This is a genomic window from Nocardiopsis sp. MG754419 (assembly GCF_018207095.1).
Classification (GTDB): Bacteria; Actinomycetota; Actinomycetes; order Streptosporangiales; family Streptosporangiaceae; genus Nocardiopsis.
Genome location: NZ_QOCZ01000010.1, coordinates 32502 through 53749 on the forward strand (window position 1 = coordinate 32502; position 21248 = coordinate 53749).

Annotated in this window: 20 protein-coding genes; 17 read left to right on the forward strand and 3 right to left on the reverse strand. The window is 71.0% G+C overall.

Going from position 1 to position 21248, the window contains the following annotated elements:
- Positions 1-67 precede the first annotated feature (67 nt).
- Positions 68-361, forward strand: a complete 294-nt coding sequence (locus tag DSY14_RS03455) for a hypothetical protein (protein ID WP_211714954.1) — start codon at positions 68-70, stop codon at positions 359-361.
- A gap of 421 nt (positions 362-782) precedes the next feature.
- On the opposite strand, the gene DSY14_RS03460 is transcribed toward DSY14_RS03455, so the two are convergent.
- Positions 783-1472 carry a TetR/AcrR family transcriptional regulator gene (locus tag DSY14_RS03460; RefSeq protein ID WP_211714955.1) on the reverse strand — a complete coding sequence of 230 codons (690 nt, stop codon included), beginning with the start codon at positions 1470-1472 and terminating at the stop codon, positions 783-785.
- Positions 1473-1744: 272 nt separating this feature from the next.
- Between DSY14_RS03460 and DSY14_RS03465 the strand changes: the two genes are divergently transcribed.
- From DSY14_RS03465 to DSY14_RS03485, 5 genes are all read left to right on the forward strand, one after another.
- Complete coding sequence (locus tag DSY14_RS03465; RefSeq protein WP_211714956.1) at positions 1745-3238, forward strand: MFS transporter; 1494 nt, start codon at positions 1745-1747, stop codon at positions 3236-3238.
- Between the two features lie 162 nt (positions 3239-3400).
- Complete coding sequence (locus DSY14_RS03470) at positions 3401-5218, forward strand: NAD(P)/FAD-dependent oxidoreductase (protein ID WP_211714957.1); 1818 nt, start codon at positions 3401-3403, stop codon at positions 5216-5218.
- A gap of 68 nt (positions 5219-5286) precedes the next feature.
- Entirely contained in the window at positions 5287-6318 is a 1032-nt protein-coding gene (locus DSY14_RS03475) for an SMP-30/gluconolactonase/LRE family protein (RefSeq protein ID WP_211714958.1), read from the forward strand.
- A gap of 349 nt (positions 6319-6667) precedes the next feature.
- Complete coding sequence (locus tag DSY14_RS03480; RefSeq protein ID WP_211714959.1) at positions 6668-7117, forward strand: hypothetical protein; 450 nt, start codon at positions 6668-6670, stop codon at positions 7115-7117.
- 861 nt (positions 7118-7978) lie between these two features.
- Positions 7979-8428 carry a hypothetical protein gene (locus DSY14_RS03485; RefSeq protein WP_211714960.1) on the forward strand — a complete coding sequence of 150 codons (450 nt, stop codon included), beginning with the start codon at positions 7979-7981 and terminating at the stop codon, positions 8426-8428.
- Between the two features lie 260 nt (positions 8429-8688).
- Here the strand turns inward: DSY14_RS03485 and DSY14_RS03490 are convergent, their stop codons facing one another.
- Positions 8689-9510 (reverse strand): DNA polymerase beta superfamily protein, encoded by an 822-nt coding sequence (locus tag DSY14_RS03490; protein WP_211714961.1) that lies wholly within the window; start codon positions 9508-9510, stop codon positions 8689-8691.
- Between the two features lie 279 nt (positions 9511-9789).
- Between DSY14_RS03490 and DSY14_RS03495 the strand changes: the two genes are divergently transcribed.
- Positions 9790-10593 carry an SAM-dependent methyltransferase gene (locus DSY14_RS03495; RefSeq protein WP_307851118.1) on the forward strand — a complete coding sequence of 268 codons (804 nt, stop codon included), beginning with the start codon at positions 9790-9792 and terminating at the stop codon, positions 10591-10593.
- Between the two features lie 199 nt (positions 10594-10792).
- Here DSY14_RS03495 and paaK read toward each other — a convergent pair whose 3' ends face one another.
- The gene (gene paaK / locus DSY14_RS03500) at positions 10793-12151 is read right to left on the reverse strand and encodes a phenylacetate--CoA ligase PaaK (RefSeq protein ID WP_211714963.1); all 1359 of its coding nucleotides are present in this window, start codon (positions 12149-12151) and stop codon (positions 10793-10795) included.
- A gap of 241 nt (positions 12152-12392) precedes the next feature.
- Between paaK and DSY14_RS03505 the strand changes: the two genes are divergently transcribed.
- The 10 genes from DSY14_RS03505 to paaI all read left to right on the forward strand — a co-directional run bounded on the left by DSY14_RS03505 (position 12393) and on the right by paaI (position 20927).
- A complete protein-coding gene (locus DSY14_RS03505; protein ID WP_211714964.1) occupies positions 12393-13628 on the forward strand; it encodes a thiolase family protein in 1236 nt (411 codons plus the stop codon).
- Between the two features lie 44 nt (positions 13629-13672).
- A complete protein-coding gene (locus DSY14_RS03510; RefSeq protein WP_211714982.1) occupies positions 13673-14440 on the forward strand; it encodes an enoyl-CoA hydratase/isomerase family protein in 768 nt (255 codons plus the stop codon).
- A complete protein-coding gene (locus DSY14_RS03515; RefSeq protein WP_211714965.1) occupies positions 14437-15321 on the forward strand; it encodes a 3-hydroxyacyl-CoA dehydrogenase family protein in 885 nt (294 codons plus the stop codon). The genes DSY14_RS03510 and DSY14_RS03515 overlap by 4 nt, the downstream gene beginning before the upstream one ends.
- The gene (locus DSY14_RS03520; RefSeq protein ID WP_211714966.1) at positions 15318-16106 is read left to right on the forward strand and encodes an enoyl-CoA hydratase/isomerase family protein; all 789 of its coding nucleotides are present in this window, start codon (positions 15318-15320) and stop codon (positions 16104-16106) included. The genes DSY14_RS03515 and DSY14_RS03520 overlap by 4 nt, the downstream gene beginning before the upstream one ends.
- A gap of 578 nt (positions 16107-16684) precedes the next feature.
- Positions 16685-17659 (forward strand): 1,2-phenylacetyl-CoA epoxidase subunit PaaA, encoded by a 975-nt coding sequence (paaA, locus tag DSY14_RS03525; RefSeq protein WP_211714967.1) that lies wholly within the window; start codon positions 16685-16687, stop codon positions 17657-17659.
- The gene (paaB, locus tag DSY14_RS03530) at positions 17656-17964 is read left to right on the forward strand and encodes a 1,2-phenylacetyl-CoA epoxidase subunit PaaB (RefSeq protein WP_211714968.1); all 309 of its coding nucleotides are present in this window, start codon (positions 17656-17658) and stop codon (positions 17962-17964) included. The genes paaA and paaB overlap by 4 nt, the downstream gene beginning before the upstream one ends.
- 38 nt (positions 17965-18002) lie before the next feature.
- Positions 18003-18881, forward strand: a complete 879-nt coding sequence (gene paaC, locus DSY14_RS03535; protein ID WP_211714969.1) for a 1,2-phenylacetyl-CoA epoxidase subunit PaaC — start codon at positions 18003-18005, stop codon at positions 18879-18881.
- A complete protein-coding gene (gene paaD, locus DSY14_RS03540; protein ID WP_211714970.1) occupies positions 18875-19399 on the forward strand; it encodes a 1,2-phenylacetyl-CoA epoxidase subunit PaaD in 525 nt (174 codons plus the stop codon). The genes paaC and paaD overlap by 7 nt, the downstream gene beginning before the upstream one ends.
- 2 nt (positions 19400-19401) lie before the next feature.
- Positions 19402-20505 (forward strand): 1,2-phenylacetyl-CoA epoxidase subunit PaaE, encoded by a 1104-nt coding sequence (gene paaE, locus DSY14_RS03545; RefSeq protein WP_211714971.1) that lies wholly within the window; start codon positions 19402-19404, stop codon positions 20503-20505.
- Positions 20506-20549: 44 nt separating this feature from the next.
- Positions 20550-20927 carry a hydroxyphenylacetyl-CoA thioesterase PaaI gene (paaI, locus tag DSY14_RS03550; RefSeq protein ID WP_211714983.1) on the forward strand — a complete coding sequence of 126 codons (378 nt, stop codon included), beginning with the start codon at positions 20550-20552 and terminating at the stop codon, positions 20925-20927.
- Positions 20928-21248: the final 321 nt, after the last annotated feature.

Genomic DNA, 21248 nt, shown 5'->3' on the forward strand with positions numbered 1-21248 from the left:
ATGACACCTTTCCTTCGGTTGTCCTGATTGATATCCTACTCGCGCATCCTACCAACGGAGAAAAAATATGCCGGACAAAAAATCCTCGCTCGACGGTGTGATGCCATGGGAATGGGATCAGGATACGTCCGTAAGCCTGGAAGTGGCAGACAACTACATCGCGTACAACCTGGCAAAGTACGCCGATCTGATCGAGTCCGAGCGCTCCTCACCACAACCCGATCAGGAAAAAATCCAACGATGGAAGTCCATCATCGACCAGACCCATCAGGACAGTAAGAATCTCACCCCTCGTGCGCCTCGCCAGATAGAGGAGATTCTACGGCGACAGATCCAATGGCGTTTCGACGAGACCGCGTGAGCGAAGAAGAAATCGACTTCACTCGATACACTTTCAGCTCACAGTAACGAGAAAAGTTCTTCCAGGACGCGATCATACCCGGCCTCCTCACCCCGGACCATGGCGAGGAGGCGCACGCGGACCGGATCCACCTTGATCCGCCCGAGCCGATCGCGGTCTTCGTCGCCGCTCGACCCGCCGACTCCTCGCTTCCCCCGCGGGAACCGAGCGCGGGCTCGGACCGCGGCCAGGTCGACTCCGGCCGCCATGGGCTCCTGCCGGCGCCTTTGACGCGGGTGGTGGGGTTCGTGGGCCGTGCGGTGGCGGGGTACCGGCCGTCCAAGGCGACCCCGCGACCTGACCGATGGACATCGGGCGGCGAGGGCACCCGCGGGTGTGATCGATCCGCCGGGATCGATGCCGGCCCCTCCCGCGCCCGAGGTCAGGCGTTGCCGTGGGGCACGGTCTCCGGTGCGGCCGGCGACCCGACCTCGGTGACCGGTGCGAGCCAGAGCCCGGTGAGGGCGTCGGTCAGCCCGACCGCGGCCCGGTGCCAGGAGTCCCGGGGCGTCGTGCCGCCCTCGGCCAGGGCGCGCTCGCGTTCGGCGATCATGTGCACCATGAGCTGGCGCGCCATGTCCTGGCGTTCCCTGCGCACCTCGATCGGCAGATCGGGAAGACACCGGTGCAGCCCCTCCCCGGCCCGAAGCAGGGAGGGGGAGTTGAGCGCCTCCTGCGACACGGCCTCGCGGTAGGTCTCATCGCTCATGGCCTGAGCGCTGAACCGTCCGTACCAGGTGGGTGTGCCCAGGTCGGCGAGGTGCTGGGCGAAGGGTTCCACCATGCAGGCGATCCAGTCCCGCAGTCGGGTGGAGCCGTCGCAATCCAGCACCATGCGCATGCGGATCTCCTCCACCTGCTCGGTGTGCTTGCGCACGATCGCGCGCACCAGTCCGGCCTTGGAGCCGAAGTGGTAGGTGACCGCCGTGTTGTTCCCCTGCCCCGCCTCCTGGCTGATCTGGCGGTTGGAGACGGCGGCGAGTCCGTGTTCGGCGAAGAGCCGCTCCGCCGCCACCAGGATCGTCTCCCGTGTCGCGGCGACCCGGTCCGATCGCGTCACCCTGCCGTTCATAGGGGCCACCGTACCGGCAGCGCGTTCCGACCGCCCACGGTCGTCGCCCGGTCGGAGCGCCCGGTGGGGGAGTCGCCCCCGTTCCGGCGCCCTTGGCGTGGGCGGGACGTTCCCGGGGTGGCGGGCGCCGCCCACGGGCCGGCCTCCCGATGTGCTCCTCCTCACCCCTCGCGGCGAGCAAGGACACCGTTCCGGTACGTACTGTTAACGTAAGTCATGCGCCTGACTTAAAAGTGGGCGCTTTCGTACGTTCGAGGACGGGGACCCACTCCATGACCCATGCTCCCGACAGGGCACCGGCGCCCGGCGACACGGGAACGCCCGTCCGGCCGAACGTGATCGTCGCGGTCCTGGCCTTCGGCGGGATCGTCGTCTCGCTCATGCAGACCCTGGTCATCCCGCTGGTCCCCCTGCTTCCCGAGCTGCTCGACACCACCCCCGGCGACGCCGCGTGGGCGGTCACCGCCACCCTGCTCGCCGCCGCGGTCGCCACCCCGACCGTCGGTCGCCTCGGCGACATGTACGGCAAGCGCCGCATGCTGCTGTTCAGTCTCGTGGTGCTCGTGGCCGGCTCGGTGATCTGCGCACTGGCCACCGGCCTGGTGCCGATGATCATCGGCCGCGCGCTCCAGGGGCTGGCCGCCGGGGTCATCCCGCTCGGTATCAGCATCATGCGCGACCTGCTGCCCCCGGAGCGGCTCGGTGGGGCGACCGCGCTGATGAGCGCCTCACTCGGCGTGGGCGGCGCGCTCGGACTGCCCGCCGCCGCGTTGGTGGTGCAACAAGCCGACTGGCACATGCTGTTCTGGGTCGCCGCGGCACTGGCGGGCACGGCCGCCGTGCTGGTCCGCGCCCTGGTCCCCGACGGCGGGGTCCGCGCGGGCGGCCGGTTCGACCTGCTCGGATCCCTGGGCCTGTCCGTGGCGCTGCTCCTGCTGCTGCTCGCGGTCTCCAAGGGGTCCGACTGGGGGTGGGCCGGCGGTGTCCCCGGGGCCATGATCGTCGCCGCCGCCCTGGTCCTCCTGGTGTGGGGATGGTGGGAGCTGCGTGCACCGCATCCGCTGGTCGACCTGCGCGTCAGCGTGCGGCGCCAGGTCCTGCTCACCAACTCCGCGTCCCTGGTGTTCGGCTTCTCCATGTTCGCGATGTCCCTGGTCGTGCCCCAGGTGCTCCAGCTCCCGGAGGTCACGGGGTACGGGTTCGGACGGACGATCCTGGTCGCCGGACTGGTCATGGCCCCGAACGGGCTGGTGATGATGGCGATGTCCCCGGTCTCCGCGCGGCTCTCCCGCGCCAAGGGTCCCAAGACCACGCTGATGGTCGGGGCCCTGCTCGTCGCGCTCGGCTACGGCCTGAGCCTGTTCCTCATGTCCGGCGTCTGGCAGCTCATGGCCGCCTCCACCGTCATCGGCGCGGGTGTGGGCCTGGCCTACGGTGCCATGCCCGCCCTGGTCATGGCCGCCGTTCCCCGTTCGGAGACCGCCGCGGCCAACAGCCTCAACACGCTCATGCGCTCCATCGGAACCTCCGTGGCCAGTGCCGTCGCGGGAGTGGTCATCGCCGGCCTGACCATGACGGCCGGAGGAGAGGTCTTCCCGGCGCGCGACGCCTTCACCCTGCTCCTGGGTCTGGGCGCCCTGACCGCGCTCGCCGCCTTCGCCATCGCGGCCTTCCTGCCCGGACGCGGAACGGCCTCCCAGGAGACCCCCGCCCCCGGGACGCTCGACCGTCCCGCACCCGAGGCCGCCCCGTCCTCCGCTTCGTGAGCAGCGAGGACGCCCGCCCGCGCACCCGAGAGAAGGGACCCGACCCGAGCCGGGAGCTCACACCGGCATCGGGACACCACGTCGTACAGCGACCACCCGCACCCCCGCGGCACCGGTGGAAACCGCCCCGGCGCCCCGAGGGCGACACAGTGAGGACCGCACATGACCACGACCCCCGGCGCCCCCGCGAGCCCGGACGAACCGACCGAGCAGATCGACCTCGACGCACTGCGGGCCCGATACGCGCGCGAGCGCGACCGCCGCATCCGCCCCGACGGCGCCGCCCAGTACCGCTCGATCACCGGTGAGTTCGGCTACTACGCGAAGGACCCGTACACGCCGAGGACCGAGCGCGCGCCACTGACCGACACGGTGGAGGTACTGGTCATCGGCGGCGGGTTCGGTGGCCTCACCACCGGTGCTCGGCTCCGGCAGGCGGGCGTCGAGTCGATCCGCATGATGGACGAGGCCGGCGACTTCGGTGGCACCTGGTACTGGAACCGCTACCCGGGCATCCACTGCGACATCGAGTCCTACTCCTACATGCCGCTCCTGGAGGAGGTCGGCCACATCCCCGCGTGGCGCTACGCCCCCGGTGAGGAGATCCGGCGCCACGCGGTGGCGATCGCCGAGACCTTCGGTCTGTACCGCGACGCCCTGTTCCACACCCGCGTCACCGACCTGGAGTGGGACGGGGAGACCGACAGGTGGGTGGTCGAGACCGACCGCGGCGATCGCATGCGCGCCCGGTTCGTCATCACCTCCTCCGGGACGCTGACCCGGCCCAAACTGCCGGGCATCCCGGGGATCGAGACCTTCCAAGGCCACACCTTCCACACGAGCCGGTGGGACTACGGCTACACCGGGGGCGACCAGCAGGGGGGTATGGACGGACTCGCCGACAAGACGGTCGCGGTCGTCGGCACGGGGGCGACCGGTGTGCAGGTCATCCCGCACGTGGGGCGCGACGCGCGACACCTCTACGTGTTCCAGCGGACGCCGTCCTCGGTGGACGTGCGCGACAACCGGCCCACCGACCCGGCGTGGGCGGCCTCCCTGCGCCCCGGGTGGCAGCGCGAGCGCATGGAGAACTTCCTCCAGGTCGTCTCCGGGGAGCCGGTCGAGACCGACCTGACCCGGGACGGCTGGACGTCGACGGCGCGGCTCCAACGCAAGATGATCACGGGTGCGCTGGACACGAGCGTCTCCGACGAGGAGCGTGAGCGGATCGACGAACTCGTCGACGCGCGGACGATGAACCGGATCCGGGCCCGCGTCGACGAGGTCGTCGACGACCCGGCCACGGCCGACCTGCTCAAGCCCTGGTACCGCTACATGTGCAAGCGCCCCTGCTTCAGCGACCACTACCTCCCGACGTTCAACCGGCCGGACGTCACCCTGGTCGACACCGCCGACCACGGCGGCATCACGCGCATGACCGAGGACGCGATCGTCGTCGGAGAGACCTCCTACCCCGTCGACTGCGTCATCTTCGCCACCGGGTTCGACGTCGGCGTCTCCGGGGTCGTGTCCGGCACCATGCCCGTCCGCGGCCGTGGCGGGCACGGACTGCTGGAGTCCTGGGGTCAGGGCCCCCGCACCCTGCACGGCTTCTACTCCCACGGGTTCCCCAACCTCTTCCACCTGGGCTCACTGCAGAACGCCAACTCCGTGAACTTCGCCCACATCCTCCTGGAGCAGGCCGAACACATCGCCGCCGTCATCGCGGAGGCGCGCAAGGTCGGCGAGACCGTCGTCGAACCCTCTCGGGAGGCGGCCGAGGCGTGGGTGCGGACCATCAGGGAGACGGCGCACGACAACTCCGCCTTCCAGGCCCAGTGCACACCCGGCTACTACAACAGGGAGGGGTCCGGGGTCCGTGGTGGCTCCTCGTACAGCCCCGGTCCCGTGGCCTTCCACCGGCTGCTGGAGGACTGGCGCGGCGACCGCCTCCACGAGGTCCTGGGCGCGAAGCCGTGAGCCCCCGTGACCTCCCACGTCCGCACCCCGGCCCTGGGGCCGGGAACCCCCGATCGGAAGGCGACCACATGGCAGCGTGGCATCCGCGAACACGACACACGGGGCGCCACCGGGTGCTCGCGGCCGTCGTCGCCCTCGGCGCGGTGACGGGGTGTGGGAACACCGCCGTCGGCGACGCGGAGGAGGGGACCGAACGCACGGCCGAGCTCCTGGTCCAGGTGACCTCCGTCCACGAGGAGACCGGGATGACGCTGTTGGAGGGGCCGACCCTCGCCCCGGACGGCGGGCTGCTCGTCGTCGACGTCACCGCCCCGCCCGGTGAACCCAAGGTGTTGCGGGTGGACACCGAGTCCGCGGAGGTGACCCCCGTGTTCACCAACGAGGACAGTGCCTACACCTCCGCGCAGTTCAGCCCGTACGACGACCGTCTCTACCTCACGGACTTCCCCGGTGGGCGGATCGACAGCGTGACCCCGCAGGGGGAGGACCACACGACGTTCTTCTCCGGCGACGTCGACGGCACGCCCATGCAACCGGACGACCTGGCCTTCGACGAGGCGGGGCACATGTACGTCAGTGACTCGACCGGTTTCGACGACCCGGTCTGGGAGCCCCGAGGCAGGGTCGTGCGGATCGACCGGGACACGGCGGAGGCCACCGTCCTGGCGGACGAGCTCCCCTCGCCGAACGGCATCTCGTTCACCGAGGACTTCTCGGGCCTGTGGATCAGCCACTACACCGCGAACCGCATCGACCACCTCGGCCTCAACGAGGACGGGACGGAGGTGGAGACGGCCCATCCCGCCGTGTACTTCGACGGCGGTACCAGTCAGCTCGACTCCAACGCCGTCGACGCCGAGGGCAACCTCTACCAGGCCGTCCACGGCCAGCCGAGCATCTTCGTGTACAGCTCGACGGGGGAGCACCTGACCACGGTGACCGTTCCCGAGGACGCGGCCGCGGGGCTGGACACGGCGACCAACATCGCGATCGAGCCCGGGGGCACCGACGCGTACATGACCGTCAGTGGTGAGGACGGCGGTTTCGTCTTCACCTTCGAGGCGCTCGGTGAGGGGATCCGTCAGTCCAACGGCGGGTGATCCCGTCGGGCGCGTGTCGGACGGCGCGTGGGTCGCAGTGTCGATCGCGCCGGCGACCAGGCCCCGGGGCGAGGTCCGGGAACGGCCCCCGCCCCGGGCCTCGCCTCGGGCGGGGCCCGCGACGGGCGGAGCCGTGCGACGGCCCTGACCCGGCCCCGGGCCATCGGTGCCGGGTGGGGTCCGCCGTTCGTGCCTCGCGCGAGGCCGGTCGCGTGTTGCGCCGACGTTGCCCGTGGGTTGAGTGCGCGTGAACTCGGCGGCGGAGGCGTCTTCGGTCGCTGTTCTCGCCGTGGCGCGGGATACCATGACGGCGGTAGAAATCCGCCCGAAAGAACGGGAACATTCCCCGATGTCCTTCCAGAAGACACCGCCCATGCCCGGAGTGGTGACCGCGGCCCGCGTCATGCTCTTCGTGGTCTCCGGCCTCTCCGGAGTGCTCATGGTGATGAGCCTGCTCGGTGTCCTGGCGGTGCTGACCCACCCGGACGGTGCCGAGGCGGCGCTGGCCGGGGTCGGTGTGACCCTGGGCGGCCTCCTGCTGAGCTTCGCCCTCGGGGTGATCGCGATCCTTCTCCTGTTGGTCGCCGCGCTGCGCATCGGTCGGGGAGGGGAGCGCAACCTCCGGGTCGTGCGCCTGCTGGTCGGCGCCGGTGGTCTGGTGTCGGTCCTGGACGCCGTGCTGGCCGGGGAGGGGGCGGCCTTCATGGGCGTGATCCTGCCGTTGATCGTGCTGTTGCTGCTCCAGACGGCGAAGTCCCGCGCGTGGTTCACGGCGATGGACGATGCCTCGACGGGCTGAGGTCGAGACCGGAAGGGTGCGTGTTCGGTGGAGCGCGCACCCTGCGGTGTTCTCTGAGCGGAGGCCGTGGTCGCCGCAGTGAGATCTACATCGTCAAGGTGGCGTTCTTCTTTGCAACGGTGACGTGAGGGCGCGGTGGGACGCCGGACATTCCGTGCGACTTCCGTGAACACGTCACCGTCACCACACCTGATTCCGTAGGCTGTTCTCGCGCGGAGACCGCGCGAGCGGCCGGTGCGGGACGCGGTGGACGGGTGCCCCGCGCCGGCCGCACCCGTGTGGCCACATGCGGTCGGCGGTCCGTGTGCGGCCGTGTCCGGGCCGGTGGGCCGCGCGACACGCCCCCGGTCAGGGACGACCTCACGTTCGGTGACGGGTTCCGACGCCCGAGGCGGGCGCTTTCTCCTCTTGTGCGCGTGTGCGGATCGGTGTTGCATGTTCTGCGTCGGGGCATTCCTGGACGGATCACGCGATCACTCCGCGTGATCCCGGCGGCGGTCGGGTCACCACACGGTGGAGGAGCGCGTGCACATGGCGGATGAGCTCTGGCGGTGCAGTATGTGCGCCGCCCACAACGCGCGGTCCGAAGGCGTGTGCCTGGTCTGCGCCACGACGCGGGCCGTGAGCGCGCGCTTCGAGGACCTGGGGGAGGGCGATCTCCTGGCGCCCGCCCTGAGCCCGAACTTCGGCCCGTACGCTGCGGGCGGGCCGGGACGGCCGGGCAAGAGCACGGCGCCGCGGGTCACGGAACCATCGCGGCGTCCGCCACCGCGCCGGCCCACGCCGGGCGCGCCGCATTCCGGACCGACGCACCCCCGGCGACCGGCGGTCGAGTCCCACCGTCGTCGTACACGCTGGAGCGTGCCGCGATGGCCGCAGGGCACGGTGCGCGCTGTGGCGTTGGCCCTGGTCGGCGGCGCGACCCTGGTGGTGGTGTGGTTGGTGCCGTACGTGACGGGCGGGGAGAGCCCGGGATCCCCACAGGCGTCGTCCTTGGAGGCCTTCTGCCCGGAGCGCGTGGCCGAGTCGGTGCCGGGCGCCGGCGTGGGGGTGATGGTGGCGGCCTACGAGACCGAACGGCACCGCATCGTGCTGTGCGCCAACGAGGCGGGCGAGCTGTTCTACTTCGGGGAGTTCCTGAGCGGCGACGGTGAGACCATGGTGCTGCCCGCGACGCGCACGGAACAGGGATATGTGGCCGACGCGGGGCGCACACGATACGAGATCGTCGGGGACGAGGTGGTCATCACCGGTCCGGACGGTCTGGAGGTGGCCCGGCTGGACCTGGTGCCCGTGGAGAGCCCGCGGTAGGGGTGCCGGGCGGCGGGCGCGGTCTCGCTCCGCACCCACCGCCGTGGGGGTCGTCTATCGGGTCTTGACGACGGCCGCGATGAGACCGGAGATGATCATCATCGACAGGCTGATGATCATGAGCACGAACGCGATGGTTCCGACCATGGTGTTTCCTTCACTTGTCGTCCTCCGGGCACCGCGGGCCGAAATCCCCGGCGCCCGGCACACCGGGCCACCCGGTGTTTCGGGCGCGGCATGTACCTCTTCGGTGGATCACCCTATCTCGCGGTGGTGGCGGTGCCGTTTCGGGTGCCGCTCTGACCAGCGTGGCTCTCGTCCCAATGGCGTCGGTAGGTGTCGCCGAGCCATTGGTCGGCCCACGTGGCGTCGGGGAGTTCGGGCAGGAACGAGGTGTGGCACAGCTCGGCGAGTCGTTCCTCCAGCTCACCCGTACGCGCCAGGGCCTCGGCGCGTGTGTACTCTCCGCGTCGCAGAGCGAGTAGCCAGGAGCGGTCGGGCTCGGGGGTGGGCAGTGTGAGGCGGCCCGTTTCGAGGAGCTCGACACCCTGAAGGCCCAGCCGGACCATGTGGTAGGCGTACTTGGTGTCGAAGCCGTGCAGGTCGACGAGTTCGGGCCGGTTGGTGTGCTTGCCACCGCGCAGCCCCTCCATCCGGTCGCGCTGGGCGCGCAGGTAGCCGAGGAACCGCTCGCCGGCCCTGCGGGACAGGAAGCGCGCGGCGTTGGCGCGCAGTTCGTGGCCGATGTGTGTGATGGTGACGATCTCGGACTCGGGGACGAACAGCGGCAGCAGGACCGTGGGGTTGCCGTCCAGCGCCAGGCGGACCCACTTGCGCAGCGAGTAGACGGTCAGGTCCAGGTCGTCGTGGCCCGAGCGGGTGTGTTCGGGGCGGGTGCGGTGCATGTACTGCTCGAAGGTGCGCAGACCGATCACGTATTCGGGCGGTTCGACGCAGATGCCCATCTCGTCGCGGTCGGCGGCGCCGGGCAGACCCAGTCCGTGGACTCCGGAACCCACCTGGCAGCGCAGCACGGTGCCCTGCGCGGCGATGCGGGCGTGTTCCTCACCGGAGTGTTTCACCTGGGCCTCCCGGTTCCGTCGGTGATGCTCGGGCAACCTATCGGTCGGCCCGGGCGGTGACGAACGGTTTTCCGCGCGCGACGGACCCCGGCGAGGGTGCTGTGTCCCGGGAACGTCCGCGGTGCGGAGGAAGTGCGCCCCCACACGTCGGATGTCGCACATCGACCGTTTTCTCGCCGAGAAAGGGGATTGAGGCACTTGTGCGACGCGGGGCGGATCCGTTGACTGGTGCCCTACCCGGCCCGGCGTCCGTCGGGCTCCGTGATGGAAAGCAGACCCGTGCCCCCTGAGATCCCTGAAGCCAAGATCGACACCTCCATCCCGCACAACGCCCGTATCTGGAACTACTGGCTGGGCGGTAAGGACAATTACCCCGTCGACCGGGAGATGGGCGAGCAGATCCGTTCGTTCTTCCCCGAGATCGTCGACAACGCCCTCGCCGACCGGGCCTTCCTGGTGCGGACCGTCTGCCACCTGGTCCGGGAGGAAGGGATCCGGCAGTTCCTGGACATCGGCACCGGACTGCCCACCCACAACAACACCCACGAGGTGGCCCAGTCGGCGGCCCCCGACGCGCGTGTGGTGTACGTCGACAACGACCCGTTGGTGCTGGCGCACGCCCGCGCCCTGCTGACCGGCTCGGTCCAGGGCGCCACCGACTACGTCGACGCCGATCTGCGCGACCCCGACGCGATCCTGGAGGCGGCCGCCGGGACCCTGGACCTGTCGCGTCCGGTGGCCCTCATGCTGTTGGGGGTGGTCAACTTCGTGGCCGACGACGCCGAGGTGCGGTCGATCCTGGACCGGCTGCTGGCCGCGCTGGCGCCCGGGAGCTTCCTGGTGGTCTCCCATCCCACCGACGACATCGACCACGAGCGCGCCCACCAGGTGGCGGCGGCGTGGAACGAGCGCGGCACGCCCAAGCTGACGGTCCGCTCGGCGGCCGACATCGAGCGCCTCTTCGACGGTCTGGAACTGCTGGAGCCGGGTGTGGTGTCCTGCTCGCTGTGGCGTCCGGAGCCGACCGAGGTGGGCGGTGTCCACCCGGTCGCCGAGTACGGCGGGGTCGCCCGTAAGGCCTAGAGGACTCCTGGTCGACCGGCTCTCCCTGTGCACCGAACGCGGGACGGGCCGCGCCGCGCGTCGCCGCCGGGTCGTGTCCTCACCCGGGCGGCCCGGGTGTGGGGGAGAGGCCGGATGCTCGGCCCGGTGCCAGGACGACGCGGGCCCCGTCTTCGCACCGTGTCGGTGCCGGGACGGGGCCCGAGGGCGCCGGGGCCGGTCAGTCCCTGGGGCGCTGGTCGATGATGCGGCGGAACTTGCCCACCGAGCGCTCGATCTGTTCGGGGTCGACCACGTCCACGGTGACGCTGACGCCCACCCGGTCCTTGATGGTGGCGGTGATCTCGCGGCTCAGCGTCACGCGGCGGTCGCCGGTGCAGTCGGGTGCGGCCTCCACCCGCACGGCCATGCGGTCCAGGCGGCCCTCCTTGGTCAGTACCAGCTGGAAGTGGGGGGCCAGACCGTCCAGGCCGAGCACGATCTCCTCGATCTGCGTGGGGAAGACGTTGACGCCGCGCAGGATGATCATGTCGTCGCTGCGGCCGGTGACCTTGTCCATGCGGCGCATGGGGCGGGCGGTGCCCGGTCGCAGGGTGGTCAGGTCGCGGGTGCGGTAGCGGATGACCGGCATGGCCTGCTTGGTCAGGGAGGTGAAGACCAGTTCTCCGTTCTCGCCGTCGGGCAGGACCCGCTGGTCGATCGGGTCCAGGACCTCGGGGTAGAAGTGGTCTTCCCAGACGTGCAGACCGTCCTTGGTCTCCACGCACTCGTTGGCCACGCCCGGACCCATCACCTCGGACAGGCCGTAGATGTCCACCGCGTTGATGTCGAAGCGCTCCTCGATCTCGCGGCGCATCTGCTCGGTCCAGGGTTCGGCGCCGAAGATGCCGGTCGTGAGCGAGGTGCTGCGCGGGTCGATGCCCTGGCGCTCGAACTCGTCCATCAGGGTCAGCATGTAACTGGGGGTGATCATGATGATCTCGGGCCGGAAGTCCTGGATGAGTTGGACCTGCTTGGCGGTCTGGCCCCCGGAGGCGGGGATGACCGTGCAGCCGAGCGCCTCCGCGCCGTAGTGGGCTCCGAGGCCGCCGGTGAACAGCCCGTACCCGTAGGAGACGTGGACCTTGTGCCCGGGGCGACCGCCCGCCGCGCGGATGGAGCGGGCCACGACCCCGGCCCAGGTGTCGATGTCCTGGCGCGTGTACCCGACCACGGTGGGCTTGCCGGTGGTCCCGCTGGAGGCGTGGATACGGCTGACCTGCTCCTGGGGCACGGCGAACATGCCGAAGGGGTAGTTGTCGCGCAGGTCGGCCTTGGTGGTGTGCGGGAAGAGGGCCAGGTCGTCCAGGCTCTTCAGGTCCTCGGGGCGGACACCGGCCTCGTCGAACTTGCGCTTGTACAGGGGCACGTTGGTGTAGGCGTGCTCCAGGGTCCAGCGCAGGCGGGTCAACTGCAGCGCGCGCAGCTCGTCGACGCTCATGCGTTCGGCCGGGTCCAGCGTCTCGGGCGCGGGGCCCTGACCGAGGCGCTGGGGGAGGGCGGTACCGGCCGACTGCGTGATGGTGTCCTGGCTTGCCATGGGACTCTCCGGGTACGGTGCGCGATGGCCCGCCGGGCCGGATGCCCGGGTGGGTCGGCGGCCCGCCGCGCGGTGACGGGTCTGGGCCGACCCCCGTGAGGGTGGCCGACTTGCTTACTGACCGAACGTTCGGTTACTAATGCATTTATTCAGTCTCCGAGCAGCCGTGTCAAGGAGATGTGTCGATGACTTCACAGCAGACGGTGGCCCACGCCACCGTGGTTCACATGGGAGGCCGTTCGTGAGCGACGTCTACGTGGTCGACGGGGTCCGCACCCCCCAGGGCCGCTACGGGGGCGCCCTGGCGTCCGTCCGCCCCGACGACCTCGCCGCCCTCGTGGTGTCCGAGGTGGTCCGCCGCAGCGGCGTGCCAGGAGAGGCGGTGGACGAGGTCATCCTCGGCGCCGCCAACCAGGCCGGTGAGGACAACCGCAACGTGGCCCGCATGGCGGCCCTGCTCGGCGGTCTGGGAGCGGGCGTGCCCGGCTACACCGTCAACCGTCTGTGCGCCAGTGGCCTCACCGCCGTCTCCTCCGCCGCCCAGGCCATCCGCGCCGGTGAAGCCGACATCGTGGTCGCCGGCGGCGTCGAGTCGATGACCCGGGCCCCCTGGGTGATGGCCAAGCCCGGGACCCCCTGGGCCAAGCCCGGCGAGGTCGCCGACACCTCCCTGGGCTGGCGCTTCACCAACCCCCGGTTCGCCGAGGCCGACGCGCAGGCGCCCGCCGACGCCACCCCCGACGACCTGCGCTACACGCTGTCGATGGGCGAGACGGCCGAGGAGGTCGCCACGCTGGAGCGGCTCACCCGCGAAGAATGCGACGCCTTCGCGCTGCGCAGCCACGAGCGCGCGCTCGCCGCCGCCGAGGCCGGCCGCTTCGACCGGGAGATCGTCCCGGTGACCGTGCACGGCCGCAAGGGAGCCACGCACGAGGTCACCGCTGACGAGGGGCCCCGCGCCGGATCCACCCTGGAGAGCCTGGGCGGGCTGCGCCCGGTCTTCCGCCGGGGCGGCATCGTCACCGCCGGCAACTCCTCCTCCCTGTCCGACGGCGCCTCCGCGCTGGTCTTGGCCGGCGCCGACGCCGTGAGCAGGTACGGACTCACCCCCCGGGCCCGCGTGGTCTCCTCGGCCTCGGCCGGTGTCGACCCGCAGGTCATGGGTCTGGGTCCGGTTCCGGCCACCCACAAGGTCCTGGACCGCGCGGGGTGGACCCTGGACGAGGTCGGCGCCATCGAGCTCAACGAGGCCTTCGCCGCCCAGTCCCTGGGCGTCATGCGCCGACTGGGGCTGAAGGAGGAGCGCGTCAACGCCGACGGGGGCGCCATCGCGCTCGGCCACCCGCTGGGCTCCTCCGGCGCCCGCATCCTGGTCACCCTCCTCAACCGCATGGAGCGCGAGGACGCGCGGCGTGGCCTGGCCACCCTGTGCGTGGGCGTGGGTCAGGGAGCCGCCCTGCTGGTGGAGCGCGTGTGAGCACCGACCACCGGGCCACGACCGACGACAACGACGGGGACACCGTGAACGAACAGAGTCCGGCCGATGACGCCGAGGGCTTCGCGACCCTGCGGGTGGAGCGGCGCGAGGACCGAACGGTCGTCGAGCTGTACCGACCGGAGGCCCGCAACGCCATCAACGCGCGCATGATCGACGAACTGCACCGCGTGTGCGCCGAGCTGGAGTCCGACCCCCGACCTCTGCTCCTGATCGGGCACGGGACCGTGTTCGCCGGTGGCGCCGACATCTCCGAGCTGCGCGAACGGGGTCGCGATCAGGCATTGGCGGGGATCAACAGCCGCCTGTTCGAACGTCTGCACCGCCTCCAGGCGCCCACCGTGGCGGCGGTCGACGGTTGGGCGTTGGGCGGCGGCGCGGAGCTGTCCTACGCCTGCGACATCCGCATCGCCACACCCACCGCGGTCTTCGCCCAGCCCGAGCCGGGCCTGGGCATCATCGCCGGCGCCGGTGCGTGCTGGCGACTCAAGGAGTTGGTCGGGGCGTCGGTGGCCAAGCAGGTGCTGCTCGGCGGGTTCCGTCTGGACGCCGAGGCTGCGCTGCGCCATGGGCTCATCGCGCAGATCGTGCCCTCCGAGGAACTGCGGGAGAGCGCCCACGCACTGCTGGACCGCATGGCCGGCTCCTCCGCGTTGGCCCTGCGGATGACCAAGATGGTCCTGGACGCCGACGGGGCGCACCCCCTGGCCGACGACCTGACCCAGGCGGTCCTGTTCGAGAGCGCGGACAAACACGAACGGATGACCCGTTTCCTGGAGAGGAAGAAGCGTTGACCGAGATCACCCCTCAGGGCGTGCCCGACACCGTCGCCGTCATCGGTGGCGGCACCATGGGCGCCGGTATCGTCCAACAGTTCCTCATGGCCGGCGCGCGGGTGGTGCTCGCCGAGGCCACCCCCGAGGCCGCCCGGGCCGGCCGCGACCGGGTCGAGGCCGGCCTGGACAAGGCGCGCGAACGCGGCAAGATCGCCGCCGAACCGCACCTCTACCTGGACCGCCTGAGCACGGTCACCGACGTCGCCGACCTCCCCGGCGGCCTCGGGCTCGTGGTCGAGGCCGTGCCGGAGAAGCCCGCACTGAAGATCGCCGTGCTCACCGCAGCCGAGAACGCGGTGGGGGAGGACACGGTGCTCGCCTCCAACACGAGTTCGTTGTCGGTCACCGAGTTGGCCGCGGCGTTGAAGCGCCCCGAGCGCTTCCTGGGCACGCACTTCTTCAACCCCGTCCCGGCCTCCAAGCTGGTGGAGATCGTCACCGCCCCCGAGACCGACACCGCCGTACTGGAGACCGTGCGCGGCTGGGTGGGCGCCCTGGGCAAGACCGAGATCGTCGTGCGCGACTCCCCGGGGTTCGCCACCAGCCGTCTGGGCGTCATGTTGGGCCTGGAGGCGATCCGTATGGTCGAGGAGGGCGTGGCCTCGCCCGCCGACATCGACACCGCCATGGAACTGGGCTACCGGCACCCCATGGGCCCGCTCAAGCTCACCGACCTGGTCGGTCTCGACGTGCGTCTGGCCATCGCCGAGCACCTGGCCACCGAACTGGGGGACCGCTTCACGCCGCCCGATCTGCTGCGCCGTAAGGTCGCCGACGGCAGGCTCGGCCGCAAGAGCGGTGAGGGCTTTCACCTCTGGGACGAAGGAGACAAGGCGTGAGCGAAGTCAAGGCGGCGGAGTTCGAGGAGGTCGACGGGCTGGCCACGATCCGCCTGCACCGCCCGGCGCTGACCCGACAGGTCAAGGAGGAACTGCTGGCCGCCGTGGAACGGGCCGCCGAGTCCACGACCGCCCGCGCGGTGCTCTTCCTCGGGTCCGACAAGGCGTTCTGCGTGGGACAGGACCTGGCCGAGCACGCCCGGACCCTGGCCGAGAGACCCGACCAGGCGCTGGCCACGGTGCGCGAGCACTACAACCCGATCGTGCTGGGGCTGGAGCGGATCCAGGTGCCGGTCGTGGTCGGGATCGGCGGGGCGTGCGTCGGCGCGGGACTCGGGTTCGCGCTGGCCGGCGACGTGCGGGTGGCCGCCCGCCGGGCCAGGTTCGGTACCGCCTTCACCGGCATCGGTCTGGCCTCCGACTCGGGCCTGGCGCTGCGTCTGTCCCGTTCCCTGGGCCAGGCGCGGGCCATGGAGCTCATGCTGCTCGGCACCATGCTGGACGCCGACCGCGCCCTGGAACTGGGGTTGGTCACCGAGGTGGTCGACGATCCGGAGTGGGAGTCGCGCGCCCGTGAGGTCGCCGTGCGGTTGGCCGCGGGACCCACGGTCGCCTACGTGGCCGCCAAGCGTGAGGTGCGGTCCGCGGCCGAGGGCGGGGCGGAACTCACCGAACTGCTGGAGGAGGAGGCGGACCTGCAGAACCAACTGGGCATGACCGCCGACCACGTCGGTGCCGTCGACGCGTTCCTGAACAAGCGCAGACCCACCTTCGACGGACGTTAGGGGCGGCCGTTCGGGGCCCGGCAGTGTTCTCTTGGGGCCTCCGCTTCGCTTCGGCCCGTGTTCGGGCGCCCCACGGCACGGCGGGAACCTTCGGGTCCTTCGGCGTGATGGCTCGTACCTCGCGATCCCACCTACGCACCCTCCAGAGCCCCGCCGGCGCCCGAACGCGCAACCCCCTGGCATCCAAGGAGCCGCGAGACCGTGGACCACCCCGGTGGCGCGGAGCCGGGTTCGCCCGGGGGCCTGCGCTGCGCTTCGGCCCGTGTTCGGGCGCCCCACGGCACGGCGGGAACCTTCGGGTCCTGCTGTGGGGGGATCGTTCCTCGCGATCCCACCTACGCACCCTCCACGGGTTGTGAGGGAGCAGGGCCCGCCGGCGCCCGAACACGCCACCGACCACCCCGTGGTGCGGCGTCCCGAGGCCCGGCGGTGATCGTTCCGTGCCTCCCGGGGGCGTGCCCGGCGCACGTCCCCGGTCGTGGACCGGTGCTTTCCCCACGTGGGGACTTGCGTTGGGCGGGGGGATCCGGAGATACTAATTACTGACCGAACGTTCGGTTATGAATGGGGAATGATCAATGTCGACCACGGCCCAGGAAGCGCCCCCCGGCGCCGACGAGGCACTCCAGGCGGACTTCGACGCCAAGATCGCGGCCAACCAGCGCATCGAACCGCGTGACTGGATGCCCGAGGCCTATCGCAGGTCCCTCGTGCGCCAGGTCTCCCAGCACGCGCACTCGGAGATCATCGGGATGCAGCCCGAGGGTGACTGGATCGCGACCGCGCCCAGCCTGCGCCGCAAGGCCATCCTGCTGGCCAAGGTCCAGGACGAGGCCGGTCACGGCCTGTACCTGTACGCCGCGGCCGAGACCCTCGGGGTGGACCGCGCCGACCTCACCGAGCGCCTGATCGGGGGCCGCCAGAAGTACTCCTCGATCTTCAACTACCCCTCGCTGAACTACGCCGACGTCGGCGTGATCGGCTGGTTGGTCGACGGCGCCGCGATCTGCAACCAGGTCCCGCTGTGCCGCACCTCCTTCGGCCCCTACGCCCGCGCCATGGTGCGCATCTGCAAGGAGGAGTCCTTCCACCAGCGGCAGGGCTACGAACTGCTCATGCGCATGATGGAGGGCACCGAGGGCCAGCGCGCGATGGTCCAGGACGCCGTGGACCGCTGGTGGTGGCCGTCCCTGATGATGTTCGGTCCGCCCGACGTCGACTCGCCCAACACCCGTCGGTCCATGGACTGGGGCATCAAGATCGACACCAACGACGACCTGCGCCAGAAGTTCGTCGACATGACCGTCCCGCAGGCCGAGAAGCTGGGCGTCACCCTGCCCGACCCCGAACTGGCCTGGAACGACGAGCGTGACCACTACGACTTCGGTGAACCGGACTGGGACGAACTGAAGCAGGTCATCTCCGGGAACGGCCCCAAGAACGCCGAGCGCGTCGAACGGCGTCGCGCCGCCCACGAGAACGGCGCGTGGGTCCGCGAGGCAGCCACCGCCTACGCGGAGAAGCAACGGAGCGCCCGGGAGGTCGCGGTATGAGCAACGACGACGTCACCCCGGCCCGCCCCGAGTGGCCCCTCTACGAGGTCTTCGTGCGGGGCAAGCGGGGCCTGAACCACGTGCACGTGGGCTCCCTGCACGCCCCCGACGGCGAGATGGCCCTGCACAACGCCCGCAACCTCTACACCCGCCGCAACGAGGGCGTGAGCATCTGGGTCGTGCTCGCCGAGAACGTCACCGCCTCCAGCCCGGACGAGAAGGACCCCTACTTCGCGCCCAGCGGTGACAAGGTCTACCGCCACCCGACCTTCTACCCGATCCCCGAGGACGTCCCGCACATCTAGTGGCGCGCACGGGACGAACGAGGCTTCAAAGGAACGACATGAGCGGCGACAACATCTTCACCGGCCTGACCGAGGAGCACGACGGCGACGCCCGCTGGGCCTTCGGCACCGGTTTCACCGAGGCGCTCGCGGGCGTGGACACCACCCTGCCCGCGGGGGTGGACGGCGAGGACCTGGCGACCTACTGCCGGATGCTCGGCGACGACGCCCTCGTCCAGGCGCAGCGGCTCGTGCACTGGGTGACCGACGCCCCCGAGCTGGAGGAGGAGGTGGCCCTGGCCAACATCGCGCTCGACCTGCTCGGCCAGGCCCGCCTGCTGCTGGCCCGCGCCGGTCAGGCCGACGGCACGGGGCGCGACGAGGACGACTTCGCCTACCGACGTGGGCCGGCGGAGTTCCTCAACGTGCGCCTGGCCGAGGCCCCGCGCGGCGACTTCGCCCGATGCGTCACCACGCTGCTCGTGCTCTCCAGCTGGCGGCTCGCCCTGTTCGGCCGGTTGACCGAGAGTCGGGACCCGGTGCTGGCCGCCATCGCCGCCAAGGGCGTCAACGAACTGGCCTACCACCGTGAGTACGCCGTCTCCTGGGCGCTGCGCCTGGGCGACGGCACCCCCTACGCGCACGAGCGCATGGTCGAGGCGGTCGCCGACGTGTGGCCGCTCACCGGAGAACTCTTCGCCACCCACCCGGTGGAGGCCGCCCTGGCCGCCCAGGGTGCGGCCGTGGACCCCGCCACGGTGCGCGAGGAGGTCCACCAGGTCCTCACCCAGGTCCTCACCGGGGCCACCCTCGACGCCCCCGCGCCGTTCCCCGCTGCGGAGCCCGCCGGACGCGCCGGACGGCACACCGAGGAAATGGAGCCGCTGCTGGAGGAGCTCCAGCGGGTGGCCCGCGAACACCCGGAGGCGACATGGTGACCACCACCGCGCACACCGAGACCCGCCGACGCGTCTGGGGGGCCGCCGCCGCGGTCACCGACCCCGAACTCCCCATGCTCACCCTCGCCGACCTGGGCATCCTGCGCGAGGTGGAGGTCGAGGAGGACGGCACCGTCGCGGTGTGGATCACCCCCACCTACTCGGGCTGCCCGGCCCTGGCCGAGATGCGCGTGGACGTGCACACCGCCGTGCGCGCCGCCGGCTTCGAGGAGGTGGAGGTGCGCACCGCGCTCTCCCCGCCCTGGACCACTGACTGGATCACCGAGGAGGGGCGGCGCAAGCTGACCGAGCACGGCATCTCGCCGCCCGGGGGAGCCCCCGTGCGGCCCGCCGGGCCCGTTCCCCTCACCCTGCTTCCCACCCGGACCGTCCCGCGCTGTCCGCTGTGCGGTGCGGCCGACACCGAGGAACTGTCCCGGTTCGGCGCGACCTCCTGTAAGTCGCTGCACCGTTGCCGGGCCTGCCTCGAACCGTTCGAGCACGTCAAGGAGATCTGACCGTGACCACACCCGTCACCGAGACCGCCCCCGCCGCCGCGCGCGGCCGGGCGGCGTTCCACCGGCTGCGCGTGGCCGCCGTCGAGCGCCTGTGCGAGGACGCCGTCGCCGTCACCTTCGACGTCCCCGACCACCTGGCCGAGGTGTTCGCGTTCGCGCCGGGCCAGTCACTGACCCTGCGCCGTGAGATCGACGGGGTGGAGGAGCGCCGCAGCTACTCCATCTGCGCTCCGGTGGGCGAGGCCCCGCGCGTGGGTGTGCGTCTGGTCGCGGACGGCCTGTTCTCCACCTGGCTGGTCCGTGAGGTGGCGCCGGGCGACGAGATCGAGGTGGGCGCTCCCACGGGGCGGTTCAGCCCGGACCTGACCGCGTCCGCCCGCCACGTGCTGATCGCCGCGGGCTCGGGCATCACCCCGATGCTGTCCATGGCCGCCTCGCTGCTGCGCCGGACCGATTCGCGGGTGACCCTGCTGTACGGCAACCGTCGCAGCGACACGGTGATGTTCGCCGACGACCTGGCCGACCTCAAGGACGCCTTCGGGCCGCGCCTGGAGTTGGTGCACGTGCTCTCGCGGGAGCCGCGGGAGTCGGAGCTGTTCACCGGCCGTCTGGACGGGGCCAAGCTGGACGCCCTGCTGTCCACCGTCATCGCCGCCGACGCCGTCGACCACTGGTGGTTGTGCGGCCCCTACGGCATGGTGACCGACGCCCGGGAGGTGCTCTCCGAGCGTGGCGTGGACGGGGACCGGATCCACCAGGAGCTGTTCTTCGTGGAGGGCGCCGAACCGCCGCCCCAGGCCCGCCACGTGGACCCGGAGGTCGAAGGGCCCGCCAGCGAGGTCACCGTCGTCCTGGACGGGCGGACCACCACCCTGACCCTGCCCCAGGGCGTGCCGGTGCTGGACTCGGCCCAGCGCTACCGTCCCGACCTGCCCTTCGCCTGCAAGGGCGGGGTGTGCGGCACCTGTCGGGTCAAGGTGTGCGGCGGCGAGGTCTCGATGGTGCGCAACTACGCCCTCACCCCCGCCGAGGTGGCGGCCGGGTACGCACTGGCCTGCCAGTCGCTGCCGGTGACCGACACCGTGACCGTGGACTTCGACTCGTGAGCGGCGGGGAGGCGCCCCGCAAGCGCAACGAGGCCGCCTGGCGGATGTTCGAGGCCGACCGGGCCTCCAAGAACCTGGGCATGCGCCTGGTGGAGGCCGTCGACGGGCGCGCGGTCGTGGAGATGACCGTGGGGCCGCTCATGATCAACGGGCACAACATCGCCCACGGCGGGTTCGTGTTCACCCTGGCCGACACCGCCTTCGCCTGTGCGTGCAACGTGGACGGGGGCGGGGTGACGGTGGCCTCGGGGGCCGACGTGACGTTCGTGGCCTCGGCTCGGGAGGGCGACCTCCTGGTGGCGACCGCGGTGGAACGCGTGGTCTTCGGACGCAGCGGCGTCTACGACGTCACGGTCCGCCGTGGCGAGGAGGTCATCGCCGAGTTCCGCGGGCGGAGCCGCACCCTGGCCCGACGCGGGTAGGACACGGCGGACGGGGTCGGGGCGCCACGCCCCGGCCCCGTCTCGTGCGTCGGGGGAGTGGTGGACAGGATCGGGCGGCGTGGGTCAAGATGTCTGGAAAGCGCTTTCTCGGGCTGATGTGCCCCCGATCGACCGCCCGCCCGAGGTTCCTCGCGCGGGGCGGTTCTTCGTGCGTGAGCGATAAAACGTTGTAACCAGGTAACCCGACCATGCCCTTCCTGTTCGGCCAGGGGTGACTGTTGACACCCTTCCAGATGCCGGGATAGCTTCGGCGTGGCGTGAATGAAACGATTCAATGATCGCGTGCTCCGCGATCCCTCC